At 65.2% G+C, this 16,017-nt stretch carries 14 protein-coding genes; 8 read left to right on the top strand and 6 right to left on the bottom strand.

The features are described 5' to 3' along the window. Window positions 1–12: 12 nt before the first annotated feature. The 3 genes from DW355_RS05990 to DW355_RS05980 are packed head-to-tail and all read left to right on the top strand — an operon-like array spanning window position 13 to window position 1,389. Complete coding sequence (locus DW355_RS05990) at window positions 13–774, top strand: TetR/AcrR family transcriptional regulator (protein ID WP_131278443.1); 762 nt, start codon at window positions 13–15, stop codon at window positions 772–774. Then, window positions 749–1,003, top strand: coding sequence for an acyl-CoA-binding protein (locus tag DW355_RS05985; RefSeq protein ID WP_131278441.1), 255 nt, complete (start codon window positions 749–751; stop codon window positions 1,001–1,003). Before DW355_RS05990 ends, DW355_RS05985 begins: the two co-directional genes overlap by 26 nt. A 56-nt stretch (window positions 1,004–1,059) precedes the next feature. Continuing rightward, window positions 1,060–1,389: a DUF1840 domain-containing protein gene (locus DW355_RS05980; RefSeq protein ID WP_131278439.1), complete on the top strand. Its 330-nt coding sequence runs from the start codon at window positions 1,060–1,062 to the stop codon at window positions 1,387–1,389. Between the two features lie 3 nt (window positions 1,390–1,392). On the opposite strand, the gene mnmA is transcribed toward DW355_RS05980, so the two are convergent. Continuing rightward, window positions 1,393–2,553, bottom strand: a complete 1,161-nt coding sequence (mnmA, locus tag DW355_RS05975; protein ID WP_131278437.1) for a tRNA 2-thiouridine(34) synthase MnmA — start codon at window positions 2,551–2,553, stop codon at window positions 1,393–1,395. A gap of 52 nt (window positions 2,554–2,605) precedes the next feature. Between mnmA and DW355_RS05970 the strand changes: the two genes are divergently transcribed. From DW355_RS05970 to DW355_RS05950, 5 genes are all read left to right on the top strand, one after another. Further along, the gene (locus tag DW355_RS05970) at window positions 2,606–3,535 is read left to right on the top strand and encodes a LysR family transcriptional regulator (protein WP_131278435.1); all 930 of its coding nucleotides are present in this window, start codon (window positions 2,606–2,608) and stop codon (window positions 3,533–3,535) included. A gap of 179 nt (window positions 3,536–3,714) precedes the next feature. Next, the gene (gene tcuA, locus DW355_RS05965) at window positions 3,715–5,130 is read left to right on the top strand and encodes an FAD-dependent tricarballylate dehydrogenase TcuA (protein WP_131278433.1); all 1,416 of its coding nucleotides are present in this window, start codon (window positions 3,715–3,717) and stop codon (window positions 5,128–5,130) included. After that, window positions 5,117–6,316, top strand: coding sequence for a tricarballylate utilization 4Fe-4S protein TcuB (gene tcuB, locus DW355_RS05960; RefSeq protein WP_131278431.1), 1,200 nt, complete (start codon window positions 5,117–5,119; stop codon window positions 6,314–6,316). Before tcuA ends, tcuB begins: the two co-directional genes overlap by 14 nt. Window positions 6,317–6,346: 30 nt before the next feature. Further along, window positions 6,347–7,135, top strand: a complete 789-nt coding sequence (locus tag DW355_RS05955) for a class II aldolase/adducin family protein (RefSeq protein WP_131278429.1) — start codon at window positions 6,347–6,349, stop codon at window positions 7,133–7,135. A 7-nt stretch (window positions 7,136–7,142) separates the two neighbouring features. Beyond that, window positions 7,143–8,180 (top strand): NAD(P)-dependent oxidoreductase, encoded by a 1,038-nt coding sequence (locus DW355_RS05950; protein ID WP_242671310.1) that lies wholly within the window; start codon window positions 7,143–7,145, stop codon window positions 8,178–8,180. A 2-nt stretch (window positions 8,181–8,182) separates the two neighbouring features. Here the strand turns inward: DW355_RS05950 and DW355_RS05945 are convergent, their stop codons facing one another. The 5 genes from DW355_RS05945 to DW355_RS05925 form a co-directional block, all read right to left on the bottom strand. Next, the gene (locus DW355_RS05945; RefSeq protein WP_131278426.1) at window positions 8,183–9,181 is read right to left on the bottom strand and encodes a Bug family tripartite tricarboxylate transporter substrate binding protein; all 999 of its coding nucleotides are present in this window, start codon (window positions 9,179–9,181) and stop codon (window positions 8,183–8,185) included. 63 nt (window positions 9,182–9,244) lie between these two features. Then, complete coding sequence (locus DW355_RS05940) at window positions 9,245–10,213, bottom strand: Bug family tripartite tricarboxylate transporter substrate binding protein (RefSeq protein WP_131278424.1); 969 nt, start codon at window positions 10,211–10,213, stop codon at window positions 9,245–9,247. A 399-nt stretch (window positions 10,214–10,612) separates the two neighbouring features. Then, on the bottom strand, window positions 10,613–13,243 hold the full coding sequence (locus tag DW355_RS05935) for a 2-oxoglutarate dehydrogenase E1 component (protein ID WP_278249375.1): 2,631 nt from the start codon (window positions 13,241–13,243) through the stop codon (window positions 10,613–10,615). Window positions 13,244–13,399: 156 nt separating this feature from the next. Further along, the gene (locus tag DW355_RS05930) at window positions 13,400–15,025 is read right to left on the bottom strand and encodes a methyl-accepting chemotaxis protein (protein WP_131278420.1); all 1,626 of its coding nucleotides are present in this window, start codon (window positions 15,023–15,025) and stop codon (window positions 13,400–13,402) included. 384 nt (window positions 15,026–15,409) lie between these two features. Beyond that, window positions 15,410–15,904, bottom strand: a complete 495-nt coding sequence (locus DW355_RS05925) for an NUDIX hydrolase (RefSeq protein WP_131278418.1) — start codon at window positions 15,902–15,904, stop codon at window positions 15,410–15,412. Between the last annotated feature and the right edge of the window lie 113 nt (window positions 15,905–16,017).

Genomic DNA, 16,017 nt, shown 5'->3' with positions numbered 1-16,017 from the left:
GCCAGCACTGTGATGACCCGCAAAGCTCCGCGCCGCACGGCCGAGCGCATCCTGGAAACGGCGCTGACACTGTTCAACCGATATGGCGAGCCGCAGGTGTCCATCGGGCAGATCGCGGCCGAAATGGGCATCAGCGCGGGCAATCTGCATTACCACCAACCCAGCAAGGATGGACTGGTCAGCACCCTGTTTGACCACCACCTGGACGCCTTGGCGCCCTTGCTCATCGCGGCCTCGCAAGCGCGCGACGTGGAGGACGCCTGGTTCTTCACCCACAGCCTGGCGGAACGCATCTGGGAGTACCGCTTCCTCTACCGTGACCTGAGCCTGCTGCTGCAGCGCAACCGCCATCTGGAACAGGGCATGCGCCGGCTGCTGCTGGCGCAGGCCGCCGCCCTGCGCCAGTTGCTCGACAGTCTGCTGGCCCAAGGTGCCCTTGAGCCCGGCCGATGGGTCGAAGGCCCGGACGCGGCGCGAGACTTCGCCGCGCAACTCGACCAGTTGGCTACGACCCAGAGTGTGCTACTCAGCCATGGCCTGAGCCATGACTATGCGCTGGACCCTCGCCAAGCGCTGGAACCCGAGCAATTGCAGAACGCGGTGCTGCGCGCGGCGGCTCAGTCCCTGGCTTTGCTGTTACCCTATCTGGTTGCGACGCAGCAGACCCTGCTGCGGCATCTGCTGCGCGCCTACCAGCCCGAGGCCGCCCCGACTCGGGAACCGCAATCCCTGAATATGGAACACCGCCATGAGCGATCTGAAAAAACAGTTTGAAGCCGCCGTCGCCCAGTCCAAGGAATTGGACGAGAGGCCTGACAACGCCACCTTGCTCAAGATCTATTCCCTCTACAAGCAGGCCACCGAAGGCGACGCGACCGGTTCGCGCCCCAGCTTTACCGACATGGTCGCGCGCGCCAAATGGGATGCATGGAACGCGCACAAGGGCAAGAGCGCCGACGCAGCCATGCAGGACTACATCGATTTGATTGAGTCGTTGAGCTGAGAGTTGCGTTGCCTCCCGCGTCTACCCGTGAAACGCCGTTTTATCGACCTCACACCATGCTTTACAAGTTCCAGTCCCGCGCTGCCTCCGACCTGCTGATGCTGGAGCCACAAGGCCGGCGCATCCTGCAGATCGTTGGCAAGTACGGCGAGGATCGGCGTGGCATCCTGCGCCCCAGCGAGATGCCGACAGCCATCACGGCGCTGGAAGCTGCGATCACACAGGAAGAACGGGAAACTGCGGAGGAAGCGGCCAAGACGCAAGTCGAGCCCAAGTCCAGCAGCGAGGCCGAGGAGACCGTGAGCCTGCGCCAGCGGGCTACGCCCTTCATCGAGATGCTGCGCCGCAGCCAGGCGGCGGGCAAGGACGTGGTCTGGGGCGTCTGAGCCTCACGCGGCTTGCGCGGCGTCGATGATGCCGCCGCCCAGGCAGACGTCGCCGTCGTACAGCACGGCACTCTGGCCCGGTGTCACCGCCCACTGGGCTTCGGGAAACCGCAGGCTGAAACCCGAGGCCTTCACCTGGTCCAGCGTGCAGGCCGCGTCGGCCTGGCGGTAGCGGGCCTTGGCGTGCAAGTCACCGGGCACGGGCGGCTCGCCAGCGATCCAACTGGCGTCGAGCGCATGCAGGCCGTGGCTCTGTAGCAGCGGGTGGTCATGGCCCTGCACCACCCAGAGCTGGTTTTTTGCCATGTCCTTGCGCGCGACGAACCAGGGCGCGTGCTCGCCCCCGCCTTTCTGCGCACCTTTTTCCTTGATGCCGCCAATGCCCAGGCCCTGGCGCTGGCCCAGAGTGTAGAAACTCAGGCCCACATGCCTGCCGATCACGCGGCCGTGTGCGCGCTCGACGCCCTCGCTGCCAGGCAGCGGCGTGCCGTCCTTGATGGGACCGGGCTCCTTCTGGATGTAGCGGTTCAGGAACTCGCGGAAGGGCCGCTCACCGATGAAGCAGATGCCCGTGGAGTCCTTCTTCTTCGCGTTCGGCAGGCCGATTTCTTCGGCAATGCGGCGCACCTCGGTCTTGTGCAATTCGCCCACCGGAAACAGCGTCTTGCTCAGCTGTGCCTGGTTCAAGCGGTGCAGGAAGTAACTCTGGTCCTTGGACGGGTCCAGGCCCTTGAGCAATTCATGCCGGCCGGTTTGGTCATTGAGGCGCACCCGTGCGTAGTGACCGGTGGCGATCTTCTCGGCGCCCAGGCGCATGGCATGGTCGAGGAAGGCCTTGAACTTGATCTCGGCGTTGCACAGCACGTCCGGGTTGGGTGTGCGGCCGGCCTGGTATTCGCGCAAGAAGTCGGCGAAGACGCGGTCCTTGTACTCGGCGGCGAAGTTGACATGCTCAATCTCGATGCCGATCACATCGGCCACGGCGGCAGCGTCCACGAAGTCGATGTTCGACGAGCAGTACTCGTTGTCGTCGTCATCTTCCCAGTTTTTCATGAAGATGCCGACCACGTCGTAGCCCTGCTTTTTCAGCAGATAAGCACTGACCGCGGAGTCCACGCCCCCGCTCAGTCCCACCACCACACGTTGTTTGCCTGCCTTGCTCATAGGTGTGCGATTATCCCAAGCTCAGGACAATCCCGTAGACAGCAGGTTATTGATGGAACTCCGGCAGATCCGCTACTTCGTACGCATCGTGGAGCTCGGCTCCATGAGCCGCGCCGCGCTGGAGCTCGATCTGGTTCAGTCGGCGCTGAGCCAGCAGATCAGCCGGCTCGAAAGCGAGCTGTCCACGCGTCTGCTCCAGCGCAGCAGCAAGGGCGTCGTGCCGACGGAGGCCGGCCTGGCCTTTTTCCGCGAAGCCCAACTGATCCTGCGCCACGCCGAACAGGCCGCACGTGCGGCCCAGCAGGCGCGGCTGTCCGGCTCCGTCAGCGTGGGCCTGGCGCCGACCACGGCGGCCGTACTGGGCATTCCATTGCTGCGCGCCATGCGGGCGCGCTACCCTGACGTGCGCCTCCATTTGGTGGAAAGCATGTCCGGCCATGTCACGACCATGCTCAATGCGCGCCAATTGGACTTGGCCGTGCTGTTCAACACGGACCCCGGGCGGCGCTGGAGCATGATGCCGCTGCTGGAAGAAAAGCTCTATTTCATCCGCGCGCGCAACGCGCTAAAGGGCAAGCCTCCAGCGCACGTGCGCACGGCCTCGCTCAAAGATGAGCCGCTGATCATGCCCACGGGCGGCCATGGCCTGCGCAGCGCGCTCGACGCGGTATTCGGCCGCGCGCGCATTCAGCCCTTGGTGGTGGCCGAGATCGATTCCCTGTCCATGCTGATGGACGCGGTCGAGGCCGGTCTCGGCGGCTCGCTGCAACCTTGGGCGGCCGTAAGCCGCTACAGCGACGCGGACGGGCGTTTCGCCCTGTCGGAGCTGGTCGATCCCCTGGCCCGCCGCCGCAACGTGTTGTGCAGCCTATCGGACGACGAGCTCTCGCCGGCGGCCCTGGCCACGCGCGTGGTACTGGCCGACTGCGCGCGCGAACTCGTACGTTCGGGGCGCTGGGTGGGCGCCAGTCTGCTGGACTGAGTCGCCGCCAGTGCACCGACCGTTTCGCAGCCCCGGCCGCGTCGCGTTGAGGCATCACGGATCGTGATGGCCCCATACGAGGGATGATCTGCCACGGCCACGTCGCGCTCCTTACAGTTCGTTCCATTGAAGTGTCTTGAAGCGTCGGGCCCGCAGGCGCCAGCGCCGGAGTTTTTCCCATGATCGATGTTCTGGTCATAGGCGGCGGCAACGCCGCCCTCTGCGCCGCCCTGATGGCGCGCGAGGCCGGTGCCTCCGTGCTGCTGCTCGAAGCCGCGCCCCAGGAATGGCGCGGCGGCAATTCCATGCACACCCGCAACCTGCGCTGCATGCACGACGCGCCGCAGGACGTGCTGGTGGACGCCTACCCCGAGGAGGAGTTCTGGCAGGACCTGCTCAAGGTCACGGGCGGCCTGACCGACGAGAAGCTCGCGCGTATGGCCATCCGCGCCTCGAGCCACTGCCGCGACTGGATGCGCAAGCACGGCGTGCGCTTCCAGCCCCCGCTGTCGGGCGCGCTGCACGTGGCGCGCACCAATGCCTTCTTCATGGGCGGCGGCAAGGCCCTGGTCAACGCCTACTACCGCAGCGCCGCGAAGCTGGGCGTGTCGATCCGCTATGAAGCCCCCGTGGACCGGCTCGAGATTGTGGACGGCCAGTTCCAGGCGGCCTGGGTGAAGGGCGAACGCATCACGGCGCGCGCCTGCGTGCTGGCGGCTGGCGGCTTCGAGTCGAACCGCGAATGGCTGCGCGAGGCCTGGGGCCGCAACGAACGCGGCGAATGGCCGGCCGACAACTTCCTGATCCGCGGCACGCGCTACAACCAGGGCGTGCTCATCAAGCACATGCAGGCGCAGGGCGCCGACATGATCGGTGACCCCACCCAGTCGCACTGCGTGGCCATCGACGCGCGCGCGCCGCTGTACGACGGCGGCATCTGCACGCGCATCGACTGCGTCTCGCTGGGCGTGGTGGTGAACCGGCAAGGCGAACGCTTCTACGACGAGGGCGAGGACTTCTGGCCCAAGCGCTACGCCATCTGGGGCCGCCTGGTTGCGCAGCAGCCAGAGCAGATCGGCTACTCCATCATCGACAGCAAGGCCATCGGCCGCTTCATGCCGCCGGTCTTCCCCGGCGTGCAGGCCGACAGCCTGCCCGAGCTGGCGCGCAAGCTCGGCCTGCCGGTCGACGTCTTCATGGACACGCTGAACGCCTACAACGCGGCCTGCCGCGTCGGCAGCTTCGACCACACGGCGCTGGACGACTGCCACACCGAAGACCTGGCGCCGGCCAAGACCCACTGGGCCCTGCCGCTGGACACCGGCCCCTACTACGGCTACGCCCTGCGCCCCGGCATCACCTTCACCTACTTCGGGCTCAAGGTCAACGAACGCTCGGCCGTGCACTTCGGTGGCGTGCCCAGCAAGAACCTGTACGTGGCGGGCGAGATGATGGCCGGCAATGTACTGGGCAAGGGTTACACGGCCGGCGTGGGCATGTCCATCGGCACGGCCTTCGGCCGCATCGCCGGGACCGGGGCAGCGCGCGCCGCCTTGCAAGAGAAAAAGACGGAGCAAGCGCATGTTGCAGCTTGACCGTCTGACCCGCGAGGCGCTGGCCCTGGCGAATGGCGAACCGGCGGATGGTTCCGCGCCCGGCGCGGCCGAGGCAGAGGTGGCACGCCAGCTCCAGATCTGCAACGCCTGCCGCTACTGCGAGGGTTTCTGCGCCGTGTTCCCGGCCATGACGCGCCGCCTGTCCTTCCCACAGGCCGATGTGCACTACCTGGCCAATCTCTGCCACAACTGCGGCGCCTGCCTGCACGCCTGTCAGTACGCGCCGCCGCACGAATTCGCCGTCAACGTGCCGCAGGCCATGGCGAAGGTGCGCCTGCAGACTTACACGGATTTCGCGTGGCCGCCCGCGCTGGGTCGGCTCTACCAGCGCAACGGCCTCACGCTCGCGCTGGCCGCCGCCTTGGCGCTGTCCTTCTTCATGCTGTTCACGCTCTGGCTCAAGGGCACGTTGTGGAACGTGCCGCCGCAGACGGGTTTCTACGGCATCTTCCCGCACAACCTGCTGGTGAGCCTGTTCGCGCCCATCTTCCTGCTGGCGGTGCTGGCCCTGGCCCTGGGCGTGCGCCGCTTCTGGCGCGAGGTGACGCCGGGCCATGACTACGCGGCGCCGGCCATCGCCGCCGTGCGCGTCGGCGCGACCGCCGAGGCCACGCAGGACGCGCTGCGACTCACCTACTTGGATGGCGGCCACGGCGAGGGTTGTCACAACGAGGACGACGCCTGGACCAAGCAGCGCCGTGTGATGCACCACCTCACCTTCTACGGCTTCCTGCTCTGCTTCGCAGCGACCGGCGTGGCCACGCTCTACCACTACCTGTTCGGCTGGGTGGCGCCCTACGACTTGCCCAGTCTGCCCAAGTTGCTGGGTGCCGTGGGCGGCGCGAGTCTGTGCATCGGCACGGCGGGCCTATACCGGCTGAACCTGCGCCGTCATCCACGGCACGGCGACGCTGCTCAGAAACCCATGGACCGCGGCTTCATCGCCCTGCTGTTCTTCACCTCGCTCACGGGCCTGGGCCTGTGGGCGGCGCGCGGCAGTGCGGCCATGCCTACGCTACTGGCCCTCCATTTGGGTTTCGTGATGGCTTTTTTCCTGACTCTGCCTTACGGCAAGTTCGCACACGGCATTTTCCGCAGCGCGGCCCTGCTCAAGTGGGCCATCGAGAAACGCCTGCCGAGCCAACTCAAGCTCGGCGATGACTGACACCGCATTCGCATTTCGAGGAGAGTGACCATGGTTGAGAACGGACGCCTGAAGATTGCTTCGATGAAGGCGCGCTGCACGCCGGCCGAGTGGCAGGCGCGCGTGGACCTGGCGGCCTGCTACCGCCTGGTGGACCTTTACGGCATGTCGGACATGATGGCCAACCACATCTCCATGCGCGTGCCGGACGAGGACGGCGCCTTCCTCATCAACGCCTACGGGATGATGTACGAGGAGATCACGGCCTCCAGCCTGGTCAAGATCGGCGTCGAAGGCAACATCCTCTCCAAGCCCGACTTCGGCAACCTCGATTACGGCATCAACAAGGCCGGCTATGTGATCCACAGCGCCGTGCACGAGGCGCGGCACGAACTGGCCTGCGTGATCCACACGCACAGCTGGGCTTCGATGGCGGTGTCGGCGCTGGAGTGCGGCCTGCTGCCCATCACGCAGACCGCCATGCGTTTCCTCAAGATCGGCTACCACGACTACCAGGGCGTGGTGCTGGACACGGCCGAGCAGGCATCGCTGCTCAAAGACCTGGGACAAGGCGAAGCGCTCATCCTGCGCAACCACGGCGCGCTCGTCGTGGGCCGCACCGTGGGCGAAGCCTTCAACTGGATGCACCGGCTCGAGCTCTCCTGCCGCAGCCAGCTCGCGGCCATGGCCTGCAACACACCACTGGTGCAGGTGCCGCAGCCGGTACTGGAAGAAACCTGGAACAACTATCAGCCAGGCACGCGCCGCCCCTACGGTCAGATGGAATGGCCGGCCCTGCTGCGCAAGCTCGACCGCCTGGATCCGGGCTACAAGACCTGAGGCAGTCGTGAACTCGTCGCTTCCTCTGCGCATCCTGCTGTCGCGGCAGGCACTGACGCGCTGGCGCGCGGACATCGAACACGTGCTGGCCGAGCATGGACGGGACGCGCTCGAGTTCGTCACCACCGAGTCGGCAGTGACCGGGGCACGCGATGACATCGACATCGCCTTCATCTCGCGCGACATCACGGGCCTGTCCACCAAGCACGAGATCGCCCCCGCGCTGCGCGCATGCTACGAAGTGCTGAGCAGGTCGCAAGGCCTGCGCTGGGTTCATGTCCATTCGGCGGGGACCGACCGCGACATCTACATGGAGTTGCATGCACGCGGCGTGCACGTCACGACGTCTTCGGGTGCGAACGCCGACGTCGTGGCGCAGAGCATGCTGGCCGGACTGCTGGCGCTGGCGCGGCGCCTGCCGCAACTGATGGCGGCACAGCGCGAACACCGCTGGGCGCCGCTGCTGAACGATCCGCCGCCCTCGGTGGCGGGGCAGACCGCCCTGCTGGTGGGTTGGGGGCCGATCGGCCAGCGCATCGCCGCTCTGCTGCTGGCCCTGGGCCTGAAGGTCGTGGTCGTGCGCAGGCAGGCCGCGCCTGCGCTGGGCGGTGTCGAGTTTGTCGGCTACGACGATTTCCATGCCCACCTGCCAGGCACTAACTGGCTGCTGCTGGCCTGCCCGCTGACCGAGCGCACGCACCGCCTGGCGGATGCGCGCGCGCTGGCCGCACTGCCGGCGGGCGCGCAACTGATCAATGTGTCGCGTGGTGCGGTGGTGGTGGAAGCAGACCTGATCGCCGCGCTGCGATCGGGCCACCTGGGCGGCGCCTTCCTCGATGTGTACGAACATGAACCGCTGCCCGCCACCTCGCCGCTCTGGGATTTGCCGAACGTGATCGCCACGCCCCACACGGCGGGGCATTTCAGCGGCCACGAACAGCGCGTCGCCGCGCTGTTCCTCGACAACCTGGCGCGCTGGTGCACCGGACGCGCCCTGGTGAACTTGGCGCATCCGGCAATGGGAGCGGCGCCTGCTCGGCCTTGAGCTTATTCAGCCTTGATCCCGGCCTTGAGCACCACTTCCTTCCAGCGCACCTGCTGTTGACGCACGAATCGGCCGAAGTCTTCCGGCGAGCCGCCGCCCGGCGTGGCGCTTTCGGATTCGTGCCGGGCCACGACCTCGGGCGCATTCAGGGCTTTCGCGACTTCCTTCTGCATGCGCAGGATGATGTTGCGCGGCGTGCCAGCACGGGCGTGGATGCCGTACCACTGCTCGGTTTCGAAGCCGGGGTAGAGCTCGGCGATCGCGGGCACGTCGGGCAAGGCGGAAATGCGCTTGGGTGAGCCCACGCCGATGCAGCGCAAGGCACCGCTCTGGATGTGCGGCAGCAAGGCCGGTGTGCCGGCCGAGAACAACTCGCACCGCCCGGCGAGCACGTCGTTGAGCGCGGGACCGGTGCCGCGGTAGGGCACGTGCATGATGGACAGCCCGGTCGCGAGCTTGAGCGCCTCGATGGCCAGATGGCCGGCACTGGCATTGCCCGCCGAGGCGTAATTGAGCAGACCGGACCGCGTCTTGGCATACGCGAGAAAAGACTTGATATCGGTTGCCGGCACATCCTTGTGAACGACAAAGAGGCTGGGCAGGCGGTTGACCAGGGTCACGGGCACGAAGTCCTTGTTCACGTCGTAACCGGCGTCCGGGTAGATCAGCGGGTTGACCGCCAGCAGGCCGATATGGCTCATGATGAAGCTGTAGCCATCGGCCGGCGCCCGTAGCAATTCCTGCATGGCCGGCACACCGCCGCCGCCGCCCTTGTTCTCGATGACGAAGGCAGCGCCGGTCTGCTTCGTGATCTCGTTGGCGATAACGCGCGCCACGATGCTGGATGTGCCGCCCGGGGCAAAGGGTTGAATCCAGCGGATGGGCTTGCTGGGCCAGGCCTCCTCGGCACGGGCCGGCAGACCGGCAATGGCCGACAGGCCGACCGCTCCCACCCATTTCAGGCCATCGCGCCGGGTCAGGGTTTCGTGATCACGTTGCATGAGAGTCTCCTTATTGCCGGGACGCGGGACGCGTCCCCTTCTTTTCTTGTCGGATAGATTCGTTCATTCCGGCTTGATGCCGGCCTTGCTGACCACCTCGGCCCAGGTGTCGTACTCACGCTTCATGTAAGCCGCGAGCTCTGCAGGGGTACCTGGGCTGGGAGACAGGCCCTTGAGTTCGAGCTCCCGAACCACATCGGGGTTGCTGAGGATCTTGACCAGTGCCTTGCTGAACCGCTCCACGATGGGCTTGGGCGTCTTGACCGGGACCACGTAGGCATACCAGTTCAACGTGTCGAAGCCGGGAAAGCCTTGCTCGGCCACCGTCGGCACATCGGGCATCAGTGGGTCACGCTTGGCGCCCGTGGTAGCCAAAGCGCGTACCTTGCCCGTCTTGATGTGCGGGCCGGCCGTGGGCGGGGTAGACATGAAGGAATCGATCTGCCCGCCCAACAGAGCCAGCATGGCCGGGCCACCCCCCTTGAAAGCCACGTGGGTGACATCGATGCCGGCGCGCAGTTTGAGCAATTCACCGGCCAGATGGCCCGCACCGCCGATGCCGGGTGATGCATAGGACAGTTTGCCGGGCTCCTTCTTGGCCAGCGCGATGTACTCGGCCAGAGTGTGGACAGGCAGGTCGGGCTTGACCACAAGCACATTCGAGAAGACCACAGCCATCGTGACAGGCGCGAAATCCTCCAGCGGCTTGTAAGGCAGCTTGGCGACCAGATGCGGCGCCACGGTGAGCGAGCCCACGCTGCCCAGCAGGATGGTGTAGCCGTCCGCCTCGGCGCGTGCCACCAACTCGGTAGCGATGTTGCCGCCTGCGCCAGCCTTGTTGTCCACCACCACATTGGTCTTGAGCTCGTCCCCCAGGTGTTTGGCGATGATGCGCGCCACCGCGTCGGTGGCGCCACCGGCGGCGAAGCCCACGACCATCGTGATGGGCTTGGCGGGCCAGTTGCTCTGCGCGAGCACAGGCATGCAGGCCAGCGCGGCGCCCAGGACCGCAGTCAGGGACTTGAATTTCATGAGGTCTCCTCGCAATCTCCGTTCGATCCAGTATAGGAAGCGCCCTCCGGGGAGATGCACTGGTTTCTACGGAGAAAGAGACCTCGCGCGCTGATGCCGGATTCACGAATCGTGATACCCGGCGCAGGCGCAGCGTTACCCGCCCTGCCCCGACCTGCGCAAGGGTTTCCAGCGCGCGGATGCGGTGGCCCCGCAGCTCGGTTTCAGCCCAAGCAAGCAGGATCCCCATGCTGAGAAGCTGGCCAACTGGAGCGATCGACCGCAGTCATTGCTACCGGTCATTTGCTGGACACGTGCGCAATTGACCGCTCGCCTCAGATCAGTCGTTCGTCCAAGACTGATCAGATTCGGCCACAGGAGCGTCTGCTTGTGTTGGGCGTGAACTGCGGTGCTCCCGACCTATTGCAGGCCCAGAGCCTGCATCGCCAGCAGGCGCTGCTCAGCCCGATGGACCACCTGCGATACGGTGGGGCCTGTCGCCGTGCTGGGCCTGGCGACGCAGCGCAGCTGTACGCCCTGCGGACACAAGGCAGTCAGTTCGTCGCGGATGAAAGGCCAGGCGCCCTGGTTCAGCTCTTCCTCCTGTGCCCACACCAGCTCCCGCAAGCCGCTGTAGCGCTGCAGCAGACGCTGCAAGGCCAGTTGCGGGAACGGATAGAGCTGCTCCAACCGCAGCAGCGCAGTGCTCTCAGTCGAGCTTGCCTGACGTGCCCGCTCTAGGTCGTAGTGCAGCTTGCCGCTGGACAACACGACACGCTCCACGGAAGCGGGTGACTTCACCGTGGCATCGTCCAGCACGGGCTCGAAAGCGCCCTCCAGCATCCGCTGCAGCGGTGTGTGAGAACCAGGCTCCTCATACAGCGTGCCCTTGGGGCTCATCACCACCAGCGGTCGGCGCGGCTGCAAACTGGCTTGGCGACGCAGCAGATGGAACCATTGCGCCGCAGTGGATGGCATGGCCACTTGCAGATTGCCCTGCGCGCACAGCTGCAGGAAGCGGCCCAGAAAGCCGCTGGAATGCTCGGGGCCGACACCCTCGTAACCGTGTGGCAGCAATAGCATCAAACCGGACGCGAATCCCCACTTCGCCTCACCTGATGCAATGTAGTGGTCAATGAAGACCTGAGCCCCGTTGACGAAATCACCGAACTGCGCCTCCCAGATCGCCAGGCGGTGCTCTTCGCGCAGGCTGTAGCCATACTCAAAACCCAGCACCGCTTCCTCGGACAACAGCGAGTTGTAGACCTCGAAGCGCACCGGGCCGGCACGCAGTCTGTCCAGTGGCTGAAACTCGGCCGGCCCCTGGCCATCTGCCTGCTGGCCATGCCAGACCGCCTGGCGGTGCATGAAGGTGCCACGGCGCACGTCCATGCCGGACACGCGCACGCCGATACCGGCCTGCAGCAGTGTCGCGTAGGCCATGTTCTCGGCAAAACGCCAATCACACAGGGCGTCACGGTTGGCCGACATGGATTGCCAATCCTGGATCAGGGCCTGCACCATGGCATGTGGCTGAAAACCGTCCGGCAATCGGGTCAGCGTCGAAACGATGCCTTGCAGTTGGGCCAAGCCGGGCGCCGGCAGGTCAGCTACCGCTGCGCGGTGTTGCCCAAGTGCGGGGGCTTGCGCCAACGGGCGCTCAAACGACCGCTGCGCCCGCTCGCGACAATGTGTAATGAAAAGTGCCAGATCCGGCTCGCTGCCCCGTCCTGCACTGCAGAGCTGAGCGGCGAAGCGATCCACCACGGTGGGCAACTGATCGATGCGGGATTGGCGTGTCGGGGCGGTCAGTGTCGGCACATCATGTTCGGAATGGCCAAGGCGGCGGTAGCCGATCAAATCGATGAAGACATCGCCGCCGAAACGTGCGCGGTAGGCCAACGCAATCGCAGCGGCGCGCTGCACCTGCTCAGGGGCATCCGCGCTGACGCGCAGCACGGGTGCATCAATCATCCGCGCGACATCGCTGGCGTAGCGTGGCTGTCGCGCGTCCATGGCATGCAGTTCGGTGAAGCCGACCTGGTTGTTGATCACGATGTGCACGGTGCCGCCGACGGTGTAGCCCGCCTTGCGACCCAGCATCAGCGTTTCCATCACCACGCCTTGTCCGGCCAAGGCGGCATCGCCATGCATCACGACCGGCAGCGTCTGATGCGGGGCATGATGCTCGCCGTGATCCTGGCTGGCGCGCGCCATGCCGGCCACCACCGGCATGACGCTTTGCAGATGCGAGGGGTTGGCGGCAAGCTGCAGGTCAATGTCGCCATGACGCGTGCTGACCCGATGCCGCGCCCCCAGGTGATACGGCAGGTCCTTGTGGCGCTCGGGATCCGGGTTCTTAGGGTCGAAGTAGCTCAGCAACTCCGGTGCAGATCGGCCCAGCAGATTGACCAGTACATTGATGCGACCGCGATGCGGCATGCCCAGCAGCAGCTCGCGCACGCCATAGGCGCCCGCCTGCGCGACCAGCACATCGAGCAGAGGTATCAGCGCCTCGCAACCCTCCAGCGAAAAACGCTTGGCGTTCGGGAAACGCCGAGCCACATAGTGCTCCCAGCTCTGCACGCCCACAAGCCGTGCCAGCAAGCCGGTACCGGTCATGGCGGCCGGCAGTGGCAACGCACGCACCGGGGTCTCCATTTCTGCATACAGCCAGGCCAACCGCGTCTCATCACGCACCGCGCTCGCGTCCAGTGCGAGGCTGCCGCAATACACGGCGTGCAGCGCGGACGTCAATTCCTGCACCGTCTTCGCGCCCAGCAACGGCGAATCGTCTTCGCTGACCGCGTCGCCGTGCACCAATCCGAAGCGTTCCGGCGTCAGCAGCGCCGCCTCGGCCACCGGCGCAGATTCCAAGGGGTCGAGCACGGAAGATCGGTAACCATGCTGGCGGAAGGCGTCGAGCAGGCGCAGCACGCCCGGACGGACGCGCTGACTCACGATCCGATCAGGCTCTTCTGCGATGGGATGACCGGGATCGAAAAGAGAACGATGCAGCGACGACTGCTGCACGGGTGACAGGCTTTGCATGGCTTCCTCCCAAAAGCAAATGGCACCGAACCCACGCCGCTCGCGCGTTCTGAGGTTCGCCATGGGGGCGCGTTCTGGGGCGCCGCATGCCATGGATGGCAGGGCCCCGATTGCGCCCCTGTCGCAGGACGCAGATCGGGAATCATGCCGGTCGGTCTACCGGCTGTTGTCTCCGCCTGAAAAACCTAGCGCTGGTGCCGGCACTGCCGCCAGCAGTTGCCGTGAAGGCTGGGCCGATTGACTCAGCACGAAGGCTCGCACCACTTCGTTGAGCTGGTTGGCCTGATCCTGCAGCGACCGTGCCGCTGCCGTGCTTTCCTCCACCATGGCCGCGTTCTTCTGTGTCGAGTCGTCCATCTGCACGATGGCGTCGTTCAACTGCTCGATACCCTGACTCTGCTCGCGGCTGGAGGCACTGATTTCGGCCACGATGCTGCTGACCTGCTTGATGCTGGCAACCACCTGCTTCATCGTCGCGCCGGCATGATCCACCATCGCGCTTCCTCGGTCGACCTGCTGCACCGAGTTGTCGATCAAGGATTTGATCTCCTTGGCCGCCACGGCACTGCGCTGCGCCAGAGTACGGACCTCGGCAGCCACCACCGCAAAGCCCCGCCCATGATCGCCCGCGCGGGCCGCTTCGACTGCGGCGTTCAGGGCCAGGATATTGGTCTGGAAGGCGATGCCGTCGATCACGCTGATGATCTCGACGATGCGCTTGGAGGAATCCGTGATGGAGCTCATCGTGGCCACCACCTGGCCCACGACCTCACCGCCCTGGACGGCCACGGATGAAGCCTCCAGGGCCAGGGAGTTGGCCTGATTGGCATTGTCGGCGCTGAGCTTGATCGCTGAAGTCAGTTGCTCCATCGCGGCTGCCGTCTCTTCGAGCGCACTGGCCTGCTGCTCGGTGCGGGCGGAAAGATCCTGATTGCCCAATGTCACTTGGTGCGAGGCACTGGCGATGGTATCCGCCCCAGTCCGCACCTCCGAAACGATGCGGTGCAAGTTGTCCACCATGTGCTTGAGTGCTCCGATCAGGCGGCCTACTTCGTCCTTGCTGTCGTCCGTGACCTTGTAGGTGAGATTGCCTTTGGCCACTGACTCTGCCATCGAGATGGCCCGGTCTATCGGTCGGGTGATCGAACGCGTGATCAAGACCGCCGTTGCAATTCCCAGCAGCACCGCGACGGCCGAAAAGGCCAGCATGCCGATGCGCGCGGCATTGGTCGCACTCTTGGCCTGGGCCACATCGGTGATCATGCCCTGTTCCTGGTACGTCACCATCTTGTCGATCAAGGCGTAGTAGCGCGGTTGCAGGTTGGCCATGTCACCCTGGTAGACCGCCATGGCCTCCTCGCGCTTGCCGTCAGCCATCAGAGCGAAGAAGCTGCGCACCGCACCTCCGTAGGCTTTGCGGGCCTCCGACTGCTCGGCAAAGATCGCCTTGCTGTCGTCGTTGTTCAGGGTTTTTTCGAATTTGGCGAAATTCTCGGTGTTGATGCTCCGCAAGGCCGCGTAGTCGTCCATGTACTTCTTGGTCTGCTCGGCCGTGTTGGCCAGCAGGATGCGGCCGATCGTGATGATGCCTTTGTCGCCCACCGTCTTGATCGCATTGCTGAGTGCGATCTGGGCGTACCGTTCTTCCACCACCTGATTCAAGGTACGACTCACCCGGCTCAGCACCGTCAGGCCGGCCGCCAGACTGGCCAGCAGCAAGGCAAGCACCAGAGCAAACGCGATTGCCAGACGAGTTCCAATTTTCAAACCGTTCAAGTGCATGTGTACTCCCTGCTTAGAGGTTGCTCGCAAACTCTTACAACCAGATGACCGAACGAGTCCAGGTACACGAAGGACTCAGTGGCTGCCTCGCACACACACGAAGTCCTCCAGTTTTAAAACCGTGAACAGCGATTCTTGATTCTTGTATGCCAACTTCCCCGTGCGCGGATCACTCCGTCGATGAACCTGAATCGCAGGCCTGCATGATTCATGCCCGCCCAACTCAGACTCAGCGAAGAAATTGCAACAGTCTGCTAGCCCTCCATGCAGGCCTGCCCGACACCGCCGCATCGCGCGCCCGCTCGATGCGGGAGGCACGGGGTGGCGGACGCGTAGCCCGCGCCGATGGACTGGGCTGTACAGCGACAGCCCGCAATTCCGCAGTCAACGGTTCATCAATTGCACCGACGCGTCGGTGTAGACCAGGTCAAGCGGATGGCGCTGCCCGCGCAGATGGTCTTCCATGCAACGCAGCACCAAGGGACTGCGGTGGCGTGCATGACTGGCGCGGATCTCCTCGGGCGTCATCCAGAGCGTGCGCACGATGCCCGTGTCCAGAACCCGTCCGGCCACGGCCTCGCCCAGCTCGCCGATGTAGGCAAAACGCAGGTAGGTGATGTCCTGCACGGCCTCGCCAGGGGGCTGGCGCTGGAAGCGCGAGAGGTAGATGCCCAGCAGGTGGGTGGGCATGAAGCGATGGGTGGTTTCCTCCAGCGCCTCGCGCACGCAGCCTTCCAGCGGCGACTCGCCCGGCTCCAGATGGCCGGCCGGGTTGTTCAGACGCAGCCCCTCGGGCGTCTCCTCCTCCACCAGCAGATAACGGCCGGCGCGCTCGATGATGGCGGCCACGGTGACGCTGGGATTCCAACGGATGCTCATGGGACGGAATTCTATGAAACGCCCGGGAACGCCATAGCGCTTATTCCTGGGAGACATGGGTTTCTCGGGTAAGCTAGCCGCCCAATAGAGCGGCATCCCACCCGGCATGGAGC

The sequence above is a fragment of the Hylemonella gracilis genome, assembly GCF_004328645.1.
GTDB classification, from domain to species: domain Bacteria; phylum Pseudomonadota; class Gammaproteobacteria; order Burkholderiales; family Burkholderiaceae_C; genus Hylemonella; species Hylemonella gracilis_B.
Note: the sequence above shows the minus strand (reverse complement) of the source record. Positions and strands in the feature narration are given on the sequence as shown.